The 16731-nt window shown below is 45.6% G+C and carries 15 protein-coding genes; 12 read left to right on the top strand and 3 right to left on the bottom strand.

Annotated features, from left to right (window positions below; genetic code table 11):
- The first annotated feature begins 148 nt into the window (after positions 1-148).
- Together ABL924_RS00510 and ABL924_RS00505 are read left to right on the top strand one after the other, a co-directional pair.
- Positions 149-1816 (top strand): multicopper oxidase domain-containing protein, encoded by a 1668-nt coding sequence (locus tag ABL924_RS00510; protein WP_349025102.1) that lies wholly within the window; start codon positions 149-151, stop codon positions 1814-1816.
- Positions 1813-2553: a copper oxidase gene (locus ABL924_RS00505; RefSeq protein WP_349025101.1), complete on the top strand. Its 741-nt coding sequence runs from the start codon at positions 1813-1815 to the stop codon at positions 2551-2553. The genes ABL924_RS00510 and ABL924_RS00505 overlap by 4 nt, the downstream gene beginning before the upstream one ends.
- Positions 2554-2567: 14 nt before the next feature.
- Here the strand turns inward: ABL924_RS00505 and rdgB are convergent, their stop codons facing one another.
- Together rdgB and ABL924_RS00495 are read right to left on the bottom strand one after the other, a co-directional pair.
- A complete protein-coding gene (rdgB, locus tag ABL924_RS00500; protein WP_349025100.1) occupies positions 2568-3194 on the bottom strand; it encodes an RdgB/HAM1 family non-canonical purine NTP pyrophosphatase in 627 nt (208 codons plus the stop codon).
- Positions 3195-3315: 121 nt separating this feature from the next.
- Complete coding sequence (locus tag ABL924_RS00495) at positions 3316-4548, bottom strand: pyrophosphate--fructose-6-phosphate 1-phosphotransferase (RefSeq protein ID WP_349025099.1); 1233 nt, start codon at positions 4546-4548, stop codon at positions 3316-3318.
- Between the two features lie 375 nt (positions 4549-4923).
- Here ABL924_RS00495 and pssA point away from each other — a divergent pair, with 375 nt between their 5' ends.
- The 4 genes from pssA to ABL924_RS00475 all read left to right on the top strand — a co-directional run bounded on the left by pssA (position 4924) and on the right by ABL924_RS00475 (position 8292).
- Positions 4924-5667: a CDP-diacylglycerol--serine O-phosphatidyltransferase gene (gene pssA / locus ABL924_RS00490; RefSeq protein ID WP_349025098.1), complete on the top strand. Its 744-nt coding sequence runs from the start codon at positions 4924-4926 to the stop codon at positions 5665-5667.
- 245 nt (positions 5668-5912) lie between these two features.
- Positions 5913-7454, top strand: coding sequence for a 2-isopropylmalate synthase (locus ABL924_RS00485; protein WP_349025097.1), 1542 nt, complete (start codon positions 5913-5915; stop codon positions 7452-7454).
- The gene (locus tag ABL924_RS00480) at positions 7447-7827 is read left to right on the top strand and encodes a hypothetical protein (protein WP_349025096.1); all 381 of its coding nucleotides are present in this window, start codon (positions 7447-7449) and stop codon (positions 7825-7827) included. Before ABL924_RS00485 ends, ABL924_RS00480 begins: the two co-directional genes overlap by 8 nt.
- An 18-nt stretch (positions 7828-7845) precedes the next feature.
- Entirely contained in the window at positions 7846-8292 is a 447-nt protein-coding gene (locus ABL924_RS00475; protein ID WP_349025095.1) for a hypothetical protein, read from the top strand.
- Between the two features lie 60 nt (positions 8293-8352).
- Here ABL924_RS00475 and ABL924_RS00470 read toward each other — a convergent pair whose 3' ends face one another.
- Positions 8353-8883 (bottom strand): transposase, encoded by a 531-nt coding sequence (locus tag ABL924_RS00470; RefSeq protein ID WP_349025094.1) that lies wholly within the window; start codon positions 8881-8883, stop codon positions 8353-8355.
- A 202-nt stretch (positions 8884-9085) separates the two neighbouring features.
- Between ABL924_RS00470 and ABL924_RS00465 the strand changes: the two genes are divergently transcribed.
- From ABL924_RS00465 to ABL924_RS00440, 6 genes are all read left to right on the top strand, one after another.
- Positions 9086-9808 carry a uracil-DNA glycosylase gene (locus ABL924_RS00465; RefSeq protein WP_349025093.1) on the top strand — a complete coding sequence of 241 codons (723 nt, stop codon included), beginning with the start codon at positions 9086-9088 and terminating at the stop codon, positions 9806-9808.
- Between the two features lie 303 nt (positions 9809-10111).
- Positions 10112-10651, top strand: coding sequence for a ribosomal protein S18-alanine N-acetyltransferase (gene rimI, locus ABL924_RS00460; RefSeq protein ID WP_349025092.1), 540 nt, complete (start codon positions 10112-10114; stop codon positions 10649-10651).
- Positions 10652-10993: 342 nt separating this feature from the next.
- Positions 10994-11554 (top strand): uridylate kinase, encoded by a 561-nt coding sequence (locus tag ABL924_RS00455; RefSeq protein ID WP_349025091.1) that lies wholly within the window; start codon positions 10994-10996, stop codon positions 11552-11554.
- Positions 11532-12245 (top strand): DUF2959 domain-containing protein, encoded by a 714-nt coding sequence (locus ABL924_RS00450; RefSeq protein WP_349025090.1) that lies wholly within the window; start codon positions 11532-11534, stop codon positions 12243-12245. The genes ABL924_RS00455 and ABL924_RS00450 overlap by 23 nt, the downstream gene beginning before the upstream one ends.
- Before the next feature lie 283 nt (positions 12246-12528).
- Positions 12529-13680, top strand: coding sequence for a LuxR C-terminal-related transcriptional regulator (locus ABL924_RS00445; protein ID WP_349025089.1), 1152 nt, complete (start codon positions 12529-12531; stop codon positions 13678-13680).
- Between the two features lie 667 nt (positions 13681-14347).
- Complete coding sequence (locus tag ABL924_RS00440) at positions 14348-16696, top strand: multicopper oxidase (protein ID WP_349025088.1); 2349 nt, start codon at positions 14348-14350, stop codon at positions 16694-16696.
- Positions 16697-16731 lie beyond the last annotated feature (35 nt).

The raw sequence follows: 16731 nt of genomic DNA, 5'->3' as shown, positions 1-16731 counted from the left end.
CTGAAAAATCCCCGTGCTCTCTAATGGACATGTTTTTTTCATAGATGTATTTTATACCCAATAACTTTATGCCGCTTTCAACAAACGCAGCTAGGTTTTGAACCACCAGCCATTTAGAATGGTCGTATCGCTGTAAATTTTCAGGATTATGACAAAAAGACCTTATCTTACTTTGACGATACTGATTTTGGTATTGGTATTGATTGCCGTTGCCATGCAATTCACTCCTGGCTGGTTTCAAGAAGCGGGCATTAACCCGCCTGCTACGGAGTATAGTCGCGCCCAAGGAGATACTACCAAAATCGAAGTGCCTTGTTCCAATGAGCATCCCGAATGGCGAAAGTCCCAAGTGATCGACGGCGTGGATATTGTTGAAGCACCTTTCTGTGAACCAGACAATCCTTATGATATTGCCGCATCTGTCAAGGGAACTAACAATATTTCGATGGCAACCTTGATGCAGTCTAATCTGGCGGAAGATGCGTTGGTTATGGGTGATGATGTTGATCACGATGGTGATCCTGATGTCATCCATATCAAGTTGGAAGTCGTCGAATTTAATGGTGCCAGCCCAGATGGCAACTATTTGATTAATACGTACGATATCGCGCCGGGTATTCAACCGGGGCTTTGGGCATTCGCGCCTAAATCGAGTGGCATGGCGTTGAAAAACTTTAGCTCACGGGAGGCGCGGCCATTTTTACGTGCGCCTTCTCCCACCATACGCGTTGAGCAGGGCGATAAGGTTTATATTACGCTGGAAAACACTCATTATTTACCACATACCATTCACCTACACGGGGTGGATCATGCCTTTGTAAACTCCAAAGGTGAAGATAACGATGGCATGGAAATGCACCCAGTTTTTCCAGGCAAAAGCCACACCTATGAAATTCAGCCACGGCACACAGGTACGATGCTTTACCATTGCCACGTACAAACAGCGCAACACATGATGATGGGGTTGAGCGGTATATTTGTTATCGAGGAAAATCAGCCCAATAACTGGGTGCAAACATTTAATGTCGGTGCCGGACAAGTACGCCATCCATCAGTTGCGGTAAAAAAAACCTACAACCAGGAATATGACTTGCTTTACCAGTCCATCGACAAAAGACTAGCAAGCACCATCCAGTCAGCAACGGATCCTCGCCTCGTCGCAAAGCACATGGGGCGGGACTATAATATCACTGAGTCGTTCGAGAATTACTTCCTGCTCAATGGTCATTCCTTTCCCTATACCTTACGCGATTCGATGATTGTCGTGGGTGATAATGAGGCGATCAAAATTCGAATTGCCAATGTTCAGCAGTCGGAAGTTGCCATCCATTTTCATGGACATAAGGCAACCATTACTGCAATGGATGGCGTGGATTTAGCATCTGGGCAACAAGTAACACGTGATGTGTTTGATATTGCAGTGGCACAGCGGATTGATCTTAACCTGAAGACATCCAATGATGGATTACACAGCTACGGTCCCGGCTTATGGATGTTCCATGACCATGTGTTGACTGGCACGACTACTGATGGCCTAGAGCCGGGTGGGAACATGGCAATCTTGGCGTATAAACCCCTTATCGATGAGCAAGGGATGCCCAAAATGCACGACCAAATGCTGGCTGAGGTGTTCGACAAAGATTACTATGCCAAAAAACAGGCACCTTGGCAGCAAAGCGACTATGCCTCGTCGTTTGGCGATGCAGGACTTATATCGCCGGATGTTAAGAAATTGGTGATTTTTGGGCTGTTGATTGGTTTGATTGCTGGGTTATTGATTGTGCTGATTATGGTTAGACGGAAGCGGCAAGAATGAAACTACTTTTTGTTATATTTTGTAGGGTAGGTAATGCGTTTCTACCCACCGTTGCTTCGTCAAAGGGTGGGCAAACGATAAAGCTGTTCGCCCACCCTACTCGATTAATTGCCTTATTGTTGGTAGTGGGTTTCATCTCGCCAGCATTCGCCATGATGGAACACGACCATATGCTGATGGACGAAAAAGGTATGATTATGAATGCCAATACCGACCGCCTGCCTAAGGATTGCCCAAAAATATCCAAGGATGTTGATATAACCATCCGCGCCGGACATAAACACGCCAAAAAGTTTAACGGAAAAATGTACGCATTTGATAATCAGCAGTGGGATGTTCCACCTTGTTCCCGCATTAACGTCACCTTTATTAATGACGACCAAATACGCCATCAGCTAATGATACATGGACTGCCGGGCTATCTATATCCACAAGGCATGTTCCACCTGGAGCTATACGGGGCAGGGGAGTTAAAAGCTTCTCTAATTATGCCTGCTATGAAAAAAACCTACCTCGTCCACTGCGAACTGCCACAGCACATGGAAAAAGGCATGAAAGCCCAGCTCAAAGTGGATGGCGGCGACGGCGACCTGCCCAGCATACCGGGGCTGACTAAGCCGATCAGGGCGGACAGCTATTCCGTAGATTGGACACCTGCTATGGGTGCGATGCTATTGGCTTGTATTTTGGTGGGTTGTGTATTGCCTTTAGTCCTGCTAAGGAAAAGGCTGGGGTGAATTCGCCCATTCATTTATAACTTCGTCCTTACCATCATGCTTTTGTCTCCAAGCAAAACCGCCAACTGCCTAAGTGCTTGCCCCCTGTGGCTTAGTGAATTTTTTACTTCTGCCGATAATTCAGCAGAAGCGCAGTTATGATCGGACACCCAAAATACCGGATCATAACCAAAGCCGTTACTACCTGTAGGATGAAATAAAATCCGTCCTTCCCAAATGCCTTGGGCAATAACCGGAACCGGATCGGTTGCATGTTCGATAAGCACCATCACACAGATAAACCGTGCCGTGCGTTCTTCCAAGGCCACGCCGTTCAATGCTACCAGCAGCTTGTTGACGTTATCCTGGTCGCTAGCGCCAATACCCGCATATCGGGCAGAAAAAATGCCCGGCGCACCGCTTAAGGCATCCACCACCAAACCGGAATCATCGGCAAGTACAGGCAAATGACAATGTTGTGCGGCATGCCGTGCTTTCAACAAGGCATTTTCAACGAACGTAACGCCCGTTTCTTCCGCTTCCGATTGAATAAATTCTGACTGAGGGATAATCGAATAGCTCGGCAGCAACGCCTGGATTTCCCTGATTTTGCCCAGATTATTGCTGGCAAGGACGATTTGATGGATTTTAGAACTATTCATCGCTAATTCTTTGATTCTTTCTGTTCAAAAAATCCAGAAATTAGAGGGCTTTAGGTGGTAATCATTATGTGCTAGTTATCGTTTTGGTTGAGTAAGTAATATTTATTCATAATTAAGCTACTTAATGACCTGCCGATGATACCCTAGAACCTTTTGTTTGCCCGATTTCAGACAAGGTTTGATTGAACCATGTAGCATCAATATCAAAAGGTTTACCACCTTTAATCCGTGGAAACTCAATTGCTCTCAATACATTGCCACGGTCTTCGTCGTGGCCGATCACGCCGGACTCACGGCGGAAAGCGCATTCAACAGCAAGATCGGCGCAGGATTTGATAAGACGGATGTCTTCGACATTAGAGGCGGCAGCCCGTGCGAAATAACCGGATTTTTGGATCAAGGTTTTTTCCGCACCTAGCATTTCGGCAAATTGCTCACCAAACCATTTGCCGGGATTGACGGCATCCAGTTTGACATGGCCAAAGGCATCACGCGGGACTTCTTGGCCTTTGGCTTGCATTTCGGCGACGATGGATTCAACGCCAGCGCCTTCGGATACAAAAATATTTACGCAATCCACCTTATCCATAACTGCCCGTAAGCGTTTGGCTTCTGCGGCCAGATCTATCGCCATTTCCGGGATGAATACGCCGTGGACTTCATAAGATTCGCGACTCAAGCCAAGTTCCGGCAACCATTCGGCGCGATCCAACAATTTACGGTATTCCTGAGCAGTTGCTGCTGTCAACCAACCACAACTGCGTCCCATGACTTCATGTACGATCAACATACGCGGATTGGCGTTGTTTTCTGCCACGACATTCATGAAGTAACGTGCGCCTTGTTCCGCAGCCGTCCACGCACCTAGCGATTGTTTGATGGGAAACACGTCGTTATCAACGGTTTTAGGTAGACCAATTACGGTCAAACCGTAGTTATTGCTCGCCAAGAATGCGGCAAGATCAGCAGCGGCGGTGTTGGTGTCGTCGCCGCCGATGGTGTGTAGAATATCTACACCATCTTTGACTAATTGGTCAGCCGCTACTTTTTGTGGATCCTGACCTTCTTTGACCAGTCCGCGTTTAACGCAGTCTTTCACGTTAGTGAGTTTGACACGGCTGTTACCGATGAGAGAACCGCCGAATTTATGTAACAGGCCGGCTTTTTCCCGTATGGCTGGCGTCACTTTGTAGAAGTCACCAAGCAACAAGCCTTTGTACCCACTACGGTAGCAAATAATTTCAATCGACGGGTCGATTTCGCTGTAACGCTCGATAAGGCTGCCGATAGCTGAATTAAGGCATGGGGCTAAGCCACCTGCCGTGAGAATTGCGACTTTTTTTGGTTTATTCATGATAGTACGTGTGTTGGCGTTAAAAAGTTAGGATTTAGTGGAATTTGCCTGATTGTGAGAAAAGGGTTTTGCCACTTAAAGGTGCGCGAATTTTACCATAGTTGAAATTCGAATCCTTTATTTGTTGTTTTGATTTTTAGTACACAATGTGACCTGAATTAAGGGATCTCTGAACAAGTTGATTCCGCTCATGGTTCGACAAGCTCACCACGAACGGAATCAACCCCTTGCCGTTCGTCCTGAGCTTGTCGAAGGACTTGTTCAGAGATCCCTTAACATTCCTGTCACAAGCATATATTAAACTTGGGTGCGAAACATCCGCACGTTGTATAATTTCACCCTAATTTTTTCAGAAAAATAAAGCATAGATAAACAATGGACAAACCCGAAAAACGCTCAATTCGTCGGCGCGGCATCTATTTATTACCTAATTTATTGACCACAGGCGCGTTGTTTTCCGGCTACTACGCGATTACTTCAGCTATAGGCGGACGCTACGAGACGGCTGTAATCGCTATATTTGTCGCTATGATTTTGGATGGCTTGGATGGTCGTGTCGCTCGATTGACCAATACCCAGAGTGAATTCGGCGTACAGTACGACAGCTTATCGGATATGGTTTCATTCGGCGCAGCACCTGCCTTGGTGATGTATCTTTGGGCTTTTGCCAGTTTTGGCAAAGCTGGGCTTTTTGCTGCTTTTGTCCATTTGGCGGGTGGGGCATTGCGACTTGCGCGGTTTAATGCCCAAGTAGGCACTGCTGATAAACGCTATTTTCAAGGCTTGCCTAGCCCTGCGGCAGCGGCAGTCCTTGCAGGATTTATCTGGATGTCAATCGAACATGGCTATGATATTAATGTGGTTAAATATGCCGCCATTGCATTAACGATTTGCACAGGTTTGTTGATGGTGAGTAATTTCCGCTATTCCAGCTTTAAGGAAATAGACTTCCGTGGGAAAGTGCCGTTTTTTGTGGCGATTTCGGTGATGCTTGCCATCGCTTTTGTTATGGCACAGCCGGAAACCATGCTGTTTTTGATATTTTTAGGTTATGCCGTTTCGGGGCCTGTTGTTACCTTAGTCATGCGTAAGCGCCGATTACAAGGACGCAAATTGTAGATTCTGCTTGAGAGTTAAGGCGCGTTAAGTTATAGTTTTGCTATGTATCCCCAAAACAACAAACACAGTGTTACAGAAAGCGGCTTTGCTGGTGCAAAGTCCCGTGTTTGCTTGTGCCTGCGCTTATCCCTGCTCCTAAGAATCCTGCCCTAGCGGGCATCCAATTCGTTTTTCACACAATACAACCCTATTTTTATGCTCGGCACTGTTGAGATTGCCGAATAGTATCCATTGCTGGAGACCCCATGAAAGACCATTTGATTATTTTTGACACCACCTTGCGCGATGGTGAGCAAAGCCCAGGCGCGTCGATGACGCGCGACGAAAAAGTACGTATCGCCAGGGCGTTGGAACGCCTGAAAGTGGACGTGATTGAAGCAGGGTTTCCTGCTGCCAGTCCAGGCGATTTTGAAGCCGTACAGTCTGTAGCTAATGTCATTAAAGACAGCGTTGTGTGTGGCTTGGCACGGGCATTAGACAAGGACATCGACCAAGCAGGTGCGGCATTAAAAGGCGCGGCAAGGTCGAGGATTCACACCTTTATCGCCACCTCGCCCATCCACATGCAAATGAAATTGCACATGACCCCAGACCAGGTCGTTGAACATGCGGTGAAAGCCGTCAAACGCGCTCGGCAGTTTACCGATGATGTCGAGTTTTCGCCGGAAGATGCAGGCCGTTCGGATGAGGATTTTTTATGTCGTATTCTTGAAGCCGTCATTGATGCGGGTGCGACAACCCTGAATATTCCCGATACCGTCGGTTACAGCGTACCGCAGCAATTTGGTGCGACCATTGCAAATTTGATCCAACGTATACCCAATTCCGACAAGGCTATTTTTTCTGTACATTGCCATAATGATTTGGGCTTGGCAGTGGCGAATTCCTTGGCTGCCGTCATGAATGGCGCACGGCAAGTGGAATGCACCATCAATGGCTTGGGCGAACGGGCGGGTAATGCGTCATTGGAAGAAGTCGTGATGGCAGTGCGTACCCGTCATGACGTGTTTGCTTGCCAAACACGGATTGATACGCGGGAAATTTTAACCTGTTCAAAATTGGTGTCGTCCATCACTGGCTTTCCCGTGCAACCCAACAAGGCCATCGTCGGCGCAAATGCGTTTGCCCACGAGGCCGGTATCCATCAGGACGGCGTCTTGAAAAGCCGCGAGACTTACGAAATCATGCGCGCTGAAGATGTCGGCTGGTCGGCCAACCGCATGGTGTTGGGCAAGCATTCCGGCAGGAATGCTTTTAAAAGTCGCATGACCGAGTTGGGCGTAGAATTTCAATCAGAAGAAGAATTGAACGAGGCCTTTTCACGCTTCAAGCAACTCGCCGATAAAAAACACGAAATCTTTGATGAAGATTTACAAGCATTGATTTCAGAGGTTGGGTTTGAGGCAGAAGATGAACATATCAAATTAGTCGCCTTGAAAGTCTGTTCGGAAACGGGCGAAGTGCCGAATGCGAAAGTTACCTTGCGCATCGACAATAAGGAAGTGACCGGAAATGCAGAAGGCGGCGGTGCGGTTGATGCCAGTTTGAAAGCGATTGAAAAGTTGGTTGTCACCAATGCGGTTTTGGCACTCTATTCAGTCAACAACATCACCAATGGCACGGATTCCCAAGGCGAAGTTACGGTTCGATTGGAAAAAGCCGGGCGCATCGTCAATGGTTTGGGCGCGGATACTGACATTGTGATCGCTTCTGCGAAGGCTTACATCAATGCGGTCAACAAGTTACTTAGTCCAGAACGTAGGCATCCGCAGAAGGGGGATGTGTAAAAATAAGGCACAAAAGGCGAAAGGCGAAAAATGGCAAAGCCTTCAATCCCCCTTTGAAAAAGGGGGATTGAAGGAGATTTTAAATAGTTTCGTAGTATGTTGGGCAATATTTCATGCGGCGGAATACGCTACGCTATTCCGCCCTACAGTTCTAGTTGATGTTGTATCAGAAAATAATCAATTATTTTGCGAGCACATAGAAAGGGAGTTTAGCGAATTAACAAAAACAGGTAATCAATTTCAAATAAGGCATTTTGAGCCCGACAAAATACAACTGGAATCTAATTTACACATAGATTATTTTTTTTATCGTATGAGTTGCTTAATCCATTTGTGTGTTGAATCGTTAAAAATATTACAATTAAGAACTTAACAGAAAAGGACAGTACTTATGTTTATAAATTCATTAATTTTGATAGTGTTATTGATGCTTAATGTAGGCTGTGTGGGTTCTCATCAAGTGAATGATGTAAGTAATTTCTACAATGAAACATCAAATAGATATTCTGACGGTAAAAATGCTCTGAAAGCCTATTCTGCTGAAAATGGTTGTAATGGCCGTAATGCTGATTCTGTAAAAAATTACATCAAAATGTTAGAGCATAGCCAAGGCGCTGAATTGCTATATTCACGCTATAGATCGGATCTTATTAGAAATTATCATACTGAATTAGCTTTTGGTTATGCCGATGTAGCTCTTAAAAAAGGATGTCTTGATGATGCTGACAATGTATATAGGGGTCTAATAAGCTTCTATGTTGGTGATGCTTATTCAGGAATCCGCGATAGAGCTAAGCTAGGTATAGATGATATAAGAAGTATGCGAGAATCACGTTAAAAAATTCACATCGCGTGAAGGGATGTAGGTACGATTAGCGTAGCGTAATCGTACGCATGTTCAATCGCCACCTTCAACCTCTGTATTAACGTCGCCGCACCAATTTTCGGGGTAAAAGTCTTTTGCCACGTAACGATGGAACGACGAGTAAGGCCAATCGGTTACGCGCTGGACATAACCGTGTTTCAACGGGTTTACATGCACGTAATCAATATGTCGTTGATAATCTAAATCGTCGCGGATGTAATGTTCCCAATAATGCCGTTGCCAAATACCCCGTTCGCCTGCCGCGATTCGTACCTTGGAACGGTATTCGATGTTGGGTAAAGCCCTCGAAAAACCACTTTTTATCAACCGCCAGCGGGTGCTGAAATCGGCATCGTTTGGCGGCAATGTCCATACGCAATGCATGTGGTCTGGCAATACGACCCAGGCATCAATGGCAAATGGATATTTTGCTTTAACCCGCTTGACCGTTTGCCGTAGTAATTCGATTTCCCGAATGAGCAGGTCATTTTGTTGCCTTTGCAGTAGGTTTACCGTAAAAAACCATGTGCCGCCGGGTACAAAGGCGCGTTTGTAATTGGGCATAAGTCGTTAATTTAGCGTAAAAGTATTCTCTTTACTATATGCCTACTATCGGCGATTACATAATCGAAAGAGAATTTACCTACATGCGTACGATTACGGTGCGCTAATCGTACCTACGTCTGTATGTTAGAATATATTCTCGTGGCGGAAAACACATAATAAAAGTAAATAACGCTATTTCTTCCTGTTTATCTTCTCGCACATGGATAACACCACTAGACTCCAATACTTACAAGCAATGGGCATCGATGTCTGGATACCCCGGACATCAACGCCTGCCGTGCAGCCGTTTGTTGAAGGAAAGCTAGAAGAAATCCCATGCCTTAAGCCGGAATCAAATGCTTTTGAACAGCCGCTAGAACAGCCCCAAAGCCTATCAACCTGGGATAACTTACAAGCCGAAGTCGCCGCCTGCACCAAATGCGCGTTGTGCCAAACCCGCACCCAAACCCTGTTCGGCACAGGCAACAAAACCGCCGATTGGATGGTCATCGGCGAAGCACCTGGGCAGCATGAAGACGAACAGGGCAAGCCTTTTGTCGGCAAGGCCGGGTTGCTGTTGACTGAGATGTTAAGGGCGGCAGGGCTGGAACGGGATGAAGTGTTCATCACCAACATCCTAAAATGCAGGCCACCGGGCAACCGTGACCCCAAACCGGATGAAGCGGAAAGTTGCAGCGATTACCTGCGAAGGCAACGGGAATTGATAAAGCCGAAAATAATACTGGCTGTCGGTCGTATTTCCGCACAAACCTTATTGAAGACGGACGCGCCAATCGGTAAACTGAGGGGCAAGGTACATGATCTGGATGGGATTCCCTTGGTTGTGGTTTATCATCCGGCTTATTTGCTGCGTTCATTGCTGGAAAAACGCAAGGCGTGGCAGGATTTGCAATTGGCGGTACGAACAGTAAAGGGAAAGTAAGGAATGGAATTTTAGTTTCTTCTCCCCCAAGTAATTGCAAAGGGCATAAAGTAGCAGGGACAGTAAGTTAAACCTGTATTCTCTGATGTGTTGGTGGGCTTTGTGCCTGTGGACGGTGTGTATTTTGGAGTACAAACCTAGGTTTGTAACTCCGCTATTAATCAAGCTACCGATTTTTCTCACTACCAAAGAAGTTTAGGATGAGTGGATCGATACTTGGTTTTAATCTCCTCACCCCAACCCTCTCCAGCAGGAGAGGGGGTTTTCATAGAGATTGGCATTGATAACAAAAAAGGGTTAAACATGCGTGGATGGATGGATAAAATAAAAAGCGTTTTGGTCTATGATGCCGATAAGGAATTCTATGCCAAAGTTTTTCCTGACTCAGTGACGAGATTAGACTTGATGCGGATGCGCACAATGACTTACGCTGATTTAACTACTGTGCTAGAGATTGAACGGAAAAACTATCCATTCCCGTGGGATGAAGATATTTTTATCGACTGCTTTAAAGTCGGCTATGGCTGTTGGGTTTGTGAGGAGAATGGCAAAATCCTGGGTTATAGTATTCTCACGTTAGGCGTCGGTGAAGCTCACGTTCTGAATATTTCGGTCGATCCCGATGAGCAAGGGCAGGGCATAGGTCGCAAAATGATGGAAAACCTCATTGAGGTAGCTAAAGGTGAGGCAGAAACCATGTTCTTGGAAGTCAGGCCTTCTAACCCGGGTGCAATCGCATTGTACAGTAAACTTGGTTTCAACGAGATTGGCATCAGAAAAGGTTACTACCCTGCGGAAAATGGTCGTGAAGATGCGATTATGTTTGCCTTGGAGTTATTGTAAACGTCTGTGGATGTATTTGTGCGCCGCATAATTCGAATAGCAAACAGCTTAAAGGGAGTCTCTAACAATACTTATGCCCAGAGGGCATAAGTATCTACACAACTTTCAATGTAACAAAAACAATGGGTTGCCAAATCACCAAGCCCCTGTCCTGCTGGAGAGGGTTGGGGTGAGGAGAATAAAATCAACTGTTTATATCCCCCTCATCCCGACCTTCTCGGCAACTGTTCCAGGCGTTGCCCTACGTCCTGCATTCACGCAGTCGTCCCTCAAGGGAGAAGGGGCAGATACTTATGCCCTGAGGGAGAAGGCATTTTTTGAAATTTTATAGTTTTCCACTCTATGATCGTTATCAAGCTGGGTGGTAGTTTGGCTACATCAGGCATGCTTCAGCCATGTCTGGACAAGATTGAACGCAGCTATCAGGGCAGGGCAGTAGTCATTGTTCCGGGAGGTGGCGTGTTTGCGGATCAAGTCAGGCAGTTGCAACAGCCGTGGCGGTTTGATGATAGAACTGCACACCTTATGGCGCTCTTAGCCATGCAGCAGATGGCCTTAGTAATGAATGCGCTAAAACCATATTTTGCGGTTGCCGCCTCAATAGCCGAATGCAGCAAACAAATCAATAAGAAAGGTATTGCTATATGGTCACCTGATGTTGCAGAGCTTGACAAGGCCGGTATCCCGTCGTCCTGGGAGATTACGTCTGACAGTTTATCGGCATGGTTAGCTAAAACGCTGGTAGCTGATGAGCTTATCCTGGTCAAATCTGTTAATATCGAGCCTAATTTTGATGTGTTGAAACTTGTACAACAGCAGATTGTCGATGTATCGTTCCATAAATTCACCCAACAAACGTCATTTAAACTAAATATCGTTAATGCAGAAGAATTCGTATCCTAGTTCAGTAAAAATACCATCAAAGGGTCTAAGAAAGACTATTTTCGGTTTTTTTCGTAGGATTTTATCGAAGCTGTTCAGGAATTTTTATTACAGCGCACGGGAATCCATTGGCGAACACAAACGCGACATTGTGGTGTATCAGGTCGAACAGGCGTGTACCAGCCTGCAAGAAACCCGAAATGAATTTGAAGACGCACTCGGAAAATTCAGATCCTTAGTCAACGTAAACGAATCGACTTTAGAGCAAAAATACAACCTGCTGAATCGGCAATATCAATTTTGCCGCTCAAAATCTGATTCTGTCAGCGACAGGATAAGGGCAATAGAAGAAGTCAGTCATGCCTTATTTGCGGAATGGGAAAGTGAGCTGAATGAATACTCAAACCGCAACCTTCGCAATAGCAGCAAACAGCAACTTAAAGCGGCAAAACAAAACTACGTAAGGTTAATCAAGACCATGCGGCTGGCTGAGGCAAAAATTCAGCCAGTATTGTCATCGTTTAAAGATCAGGTGCTATACCTTAAACACAACCTTAATGCGCGAGCCATTTCAGCCCTACAACACGAATTTATTGAGATTGGCATTGATATTTCCCAATTAATACACGCGATGGAGCTGACTATTTTGGAAGCCAGCCAGTTTGTGATGTTATTGTCAACGCAGAAAGCCTTATCGGTTAGCGGGGCTTAAGGAAATTAAGCATCCGGCCGAGATGCGGTATAAATCTGTCAAGGCTATTCAACGCAGCAACCATGAAGGCGAGCTGGAGGTAAAACTTTAGCAAATACTTCTGATGAATGGGATGATATTGAGCAAGCTTATAACTTTTGGGTGATTTTGGTCATTTATTAGCTTAGCCTGAGCTAGCCTTCGTGTTGGTCTGCTAAAAGCCAGTATCAGAAAAATTTAAAAATCAATGGGATAAAATTATCAGTGACCCTAAGATAACTCTAGTTTCGATAGAATTCTATCTATGAGCGATAACTCCAACGAGATTAATCAACAATTACACATAGGAATCGTTGAGCAGATCGCTCAAGTTGAATCGACAAATGTACCGATCCCTATCGTCGATGAGTTCCTATGCGAACTAGGCGTACGGCAAATAGTGCTAGAGATGCAGAACGAGGAACTGCGACAGACGATTGTTGATCTGGAAACATCGCGCCTCCATTACCTTGAGCTGTATGAATTTGCCCCTGTCGCCTATCTCACCCTTACTCCAGAAAGAGTGATCGCTGAAATCAACGTCACTGGTGCCAAATTGTTCGGGGTGGAACGCAAGGAAATCGTTAATCGGTACTTTGCTGAGTTTATCGCCGATGACTATAAAGATCATTGGCATCGGTATGAACTACTCGTAAAACAACAAGACTGTCAGCATAGTTGTGAATTGCTTATCCGCCGCGAAGACGGCATTAACTTTTACGCCCACATTGAGTCTCGATATCAGGAAGAAAAATGCACCCCTCTGATGCGCGTTACGCTCACGGATATCACCGAACGTAAACAAGCTGAGGAAGTTCTGCGCTTTATCGCAGTAGCATTTGAGCCGCAGGCTAGCATTATTGTAGATGATGCACACAAGGTCATTTTGCGGGCAAATCAGGTATTAAATATTTTACTTGATGCTCGCCAGCGTCTGGAGAAAGAGGCGGTAACCTCTAAAAGTGATATAAAAAAAATCAAGGAAGAAACGGCGGAAATTAACGCAGTGCTTAACGTTTTAATCAAGCACCGAGAAACGGACATAGCGGATACTAAAATGATGCTATCAGGTGAGGTGGAGAACACCATTATGCCTTTCTTACAAAAGTTGAAGGGAGCGAGTGCTGGTCGACTTCAAACCACGCGTCTGATCGACATTCTTGAAGCCAATCTCAAACAGATGGTGAAAGTCTATGGGAATGCGGCTAATCTTCCATCTGCTTACCAACAGTTAACCCCCACCCAGATACAGGTGGCATCAATGGTTAGGCAAGGGCTATCCACTAAGGCTATCGCTGTGACCTTAAATAGCTCGCCAGAAACGGTCAACATTCACCGCAAGCATATCCGCAAGAAATTAGGTTTGGACAATAAAGCGAGCAGTCTACGTAGCTATCTACTGTCATTAACTGAATAAAGCCAAAATAGGTTAACAGAGCCGTCACAAAATGGTTATTTTCTATAACCATTTCATAACCATGAATACCCCATTCTATTTACCTTGCAGGACTGTTGATAGGCGGTACATTGCATCACGGGGGTAGTTAATACCAACACGAATAAAAAGAAAATAGTGAATTTTGTTTGTGTTGCTAAATACCCAGAGGGAGATTAAGAATTTTTTGATTTCTTGACTGAGAATACGCCCTATATTGATATTAAAGAGCAGATGAAATCTAGTACAAAGGACGCTTAACGTAAAACTATTGAATTTTGTGGAGCTAAACGTAGCTGTTAATCCCATGTAAGAATTATCAGCTACATCGCTAGTAAAATACCAACTGGGCCTAAAACTTGGCAGTCCTTAAGCTTGTGAGCATTTTACTACAATACCATTAAGAAAACATTAAGCAGCTAACCGATTATGTTGTTTAGCAGTTTTTATCTTCTTAGGGCGTGCCCCAAAACGCTTTGCTAATCATTGTAAGTGCCATTGCGTAAGGTTCAGTGCAAACAGTGTTTAAGTTTGCCACTGGAAATTGCACTGGTGCGACAGCGATTCATTAATAGCAACGAAAGCTGTTTTTTTGATGACGATTTTATTGCTCCTTTAAGTCATAACCCTGATTTAACGAGGTATTAAAATGAAACGACATACCCCGCCAAATGGCGGCATATTAACAGCGGATAAAGAAAGGCCGTCATTGAAGTCAATGGCCCAGATTTCTCCGATTCCATTAACATTATTAGCTTGTGCATTGTTTTTCGGCCTGGCACACACCGCTTCAGCAGTAGTGGTCGTTAAACGACCTGATTTATCGGTTGCCGTTTTACAACCTGTACCCACGCTACGTGCAAATGCCATGAGCCAGGTGCAAGTGAGGGTAAGCAACACAGTTAAAGTTGCTAACGCACCTATTAACATTACCTTCACTTTACCCACTAACGTTACTGCACCGCTTAAGTTTTCGCGAGATGCCGATCACTGGGTGTGTACAACTAGCGGCCAAATTGTTTCGTGCGCCTATGATCTACCTCTTTATGCTGGACGTGTCAGTAATCTGCGGATACCTGTCACGCCAGTAGCCAGTAGCTTAGGTACTACACCGTCACCCTTCATAGCTTCGGTCGCAGCCGCAGCCACCGAAACTAATCTGCTTAATAATGGTCCAGTAGCCATGATTCCTGCTGTTCCGGTGGCCGCTTTAGCATTGACTGGTATCGTTGATCCAACGGGAACATATAGCCTACCCGTTTTAAGTCCCATGAAAATACCCAAGTATGCGCTGCCATTGCCTAACCCAACAGCGCCGTTCTTTAAACATATACCGAATACTGTTAGCGTTCCAGGCACTGATTCTTATACGTTGGATATTAGGCAGGTGAAGGCGCAAATTCTGCCGCCCGGATTTCCTGCCACAGATGTGTTCGCTTATGGTGACCCAGCCCGCCCAGATACCTTTACTTACCCTGCCCACACTATTGTGGCACGTTCAACGGATGTAGCTGTTAATGCATCTGGGCTCGGTAAACCGATAAAAGTACAGTACCTGAATACATTGACGGCGACTGGACACATCGTACCTGTCGATCACTCCATTCACGGTACTGATGCGGGTGAGCCGGATATTCGCAGTGTCGGTCATCTGCATGGTGCAAAAATCATCAATGAAAACAGTGACGGATATTCAGAAGCCTGGCATTCGCCTAATGGACAGAATGGCATACCAATGACCGTGCCTTCAGTCCCCTACAACCCTAATCCTTTCGATTACACCAATAACCAGGAAGGTACGATGTTGTGGTATCACGACCATACCCTAGGCATGACACGGCTAAATGTGTATGCTGGGCTGGCGGGTTTGTATATGATTCGTGATGATAATGAAATGGCTATGATTGCCAACAATCAGTTGCCTTCTGGCCCTCATGAAGTGCCACTTGTGCTACAAGACCGCATGTTCCATACGGACGGCTCTCTTGCTTATCCTGATGTTGATGTAATTGGTACAGGTGTTACCCCAAGTACCGTGCCAGAGTTCTTCGGTGATGTTATGGTAGTCAATGGGGCTGCATGGCCTTACCTGCAAGTCGAACCACGTAAATATCGTTTCCGTATTCTAAACGGTTCTAATGCTAGATTTTATACCTTAGGACTTAAAGCGGGTGCTGCTGGCGTTCCGATTCCATTCCAGCTTATCGGTAGTGATGGCGGTTTTCTGAATGCCCCAACAACCGCGACTACGCTGACGGTAGCACCTGCTGAACGTTACGATATTATCGTTGATTTTTCCGCGTTGAAAGGAAAGAATATTACCTTGACTAACTCAGCAGGAACGCCATTTGGCGGTGCAGGTGCTGCCGCACCAACAATCGGTCTGCACGACCAGCTGATGCAATTTAAAGTTAATTTACCCTTATCAGCCGCTCCTGTTGCAACCATTCCTACTACCTTACGCGCTCCGATAGCGCCGCTGGTTCAAACTGATCCGCTCGCTGCCCCGCATCAGGTACTGCTAGGCGAAACTGTAGATCAGTTTAATCGTATTTTGCCTATCCTTGGCACTCCGTCCGCTGGCTTTCTAAGCTGGATGGATCCTGTCACTGAGCATCCTTTGAACAATACGGTAGAAACCTGGGAAATCTTCAATAATTCGGTAGATGCCCATCCTGTCCATTTACATGATGGTGATTTTCAGGTCATTGAACGGCAGCCGTTTAACGCTGTACTAGGTGCCAAAGGTGAGCTGACCAATATCACCTACCCTGCTCCAGCGACACCTGCTTTAGTAATTGAAAAGGGTTGGAAAGACACAGTCATTGCTTACCCTTCCCTGACCAGCAATCCACTCGCAGTAGCAGGTGATATTGTGAACGGTGAGGTTACCAGAGTGCGGATGAAGTTTGAGGGTTTCGGCCAATTCGTTTGGCACTGCCATATTACTGAACATGAGGATCACGATATGATGCGCCCGATGTCAGTTCTGCAGTAGCTTTAAAGCGTTTCTCTCAACAGCATCAATTTTGA

Source organism: Methyloglobulus sp., assembly GCF_040079455.1.
In the GTDB taxonomy this organism is placed as follows: Bacteria; Pseudomonadota; Gammaproteobacteria; order Methylococcales; family Methylomonadaceae; genus Methyloglobulus.
The sequence above is the reverse complement of the archived record's forward strand: the minus strand, read 5'-3'. Positions and strand labels throughout refer to the sequence as shown.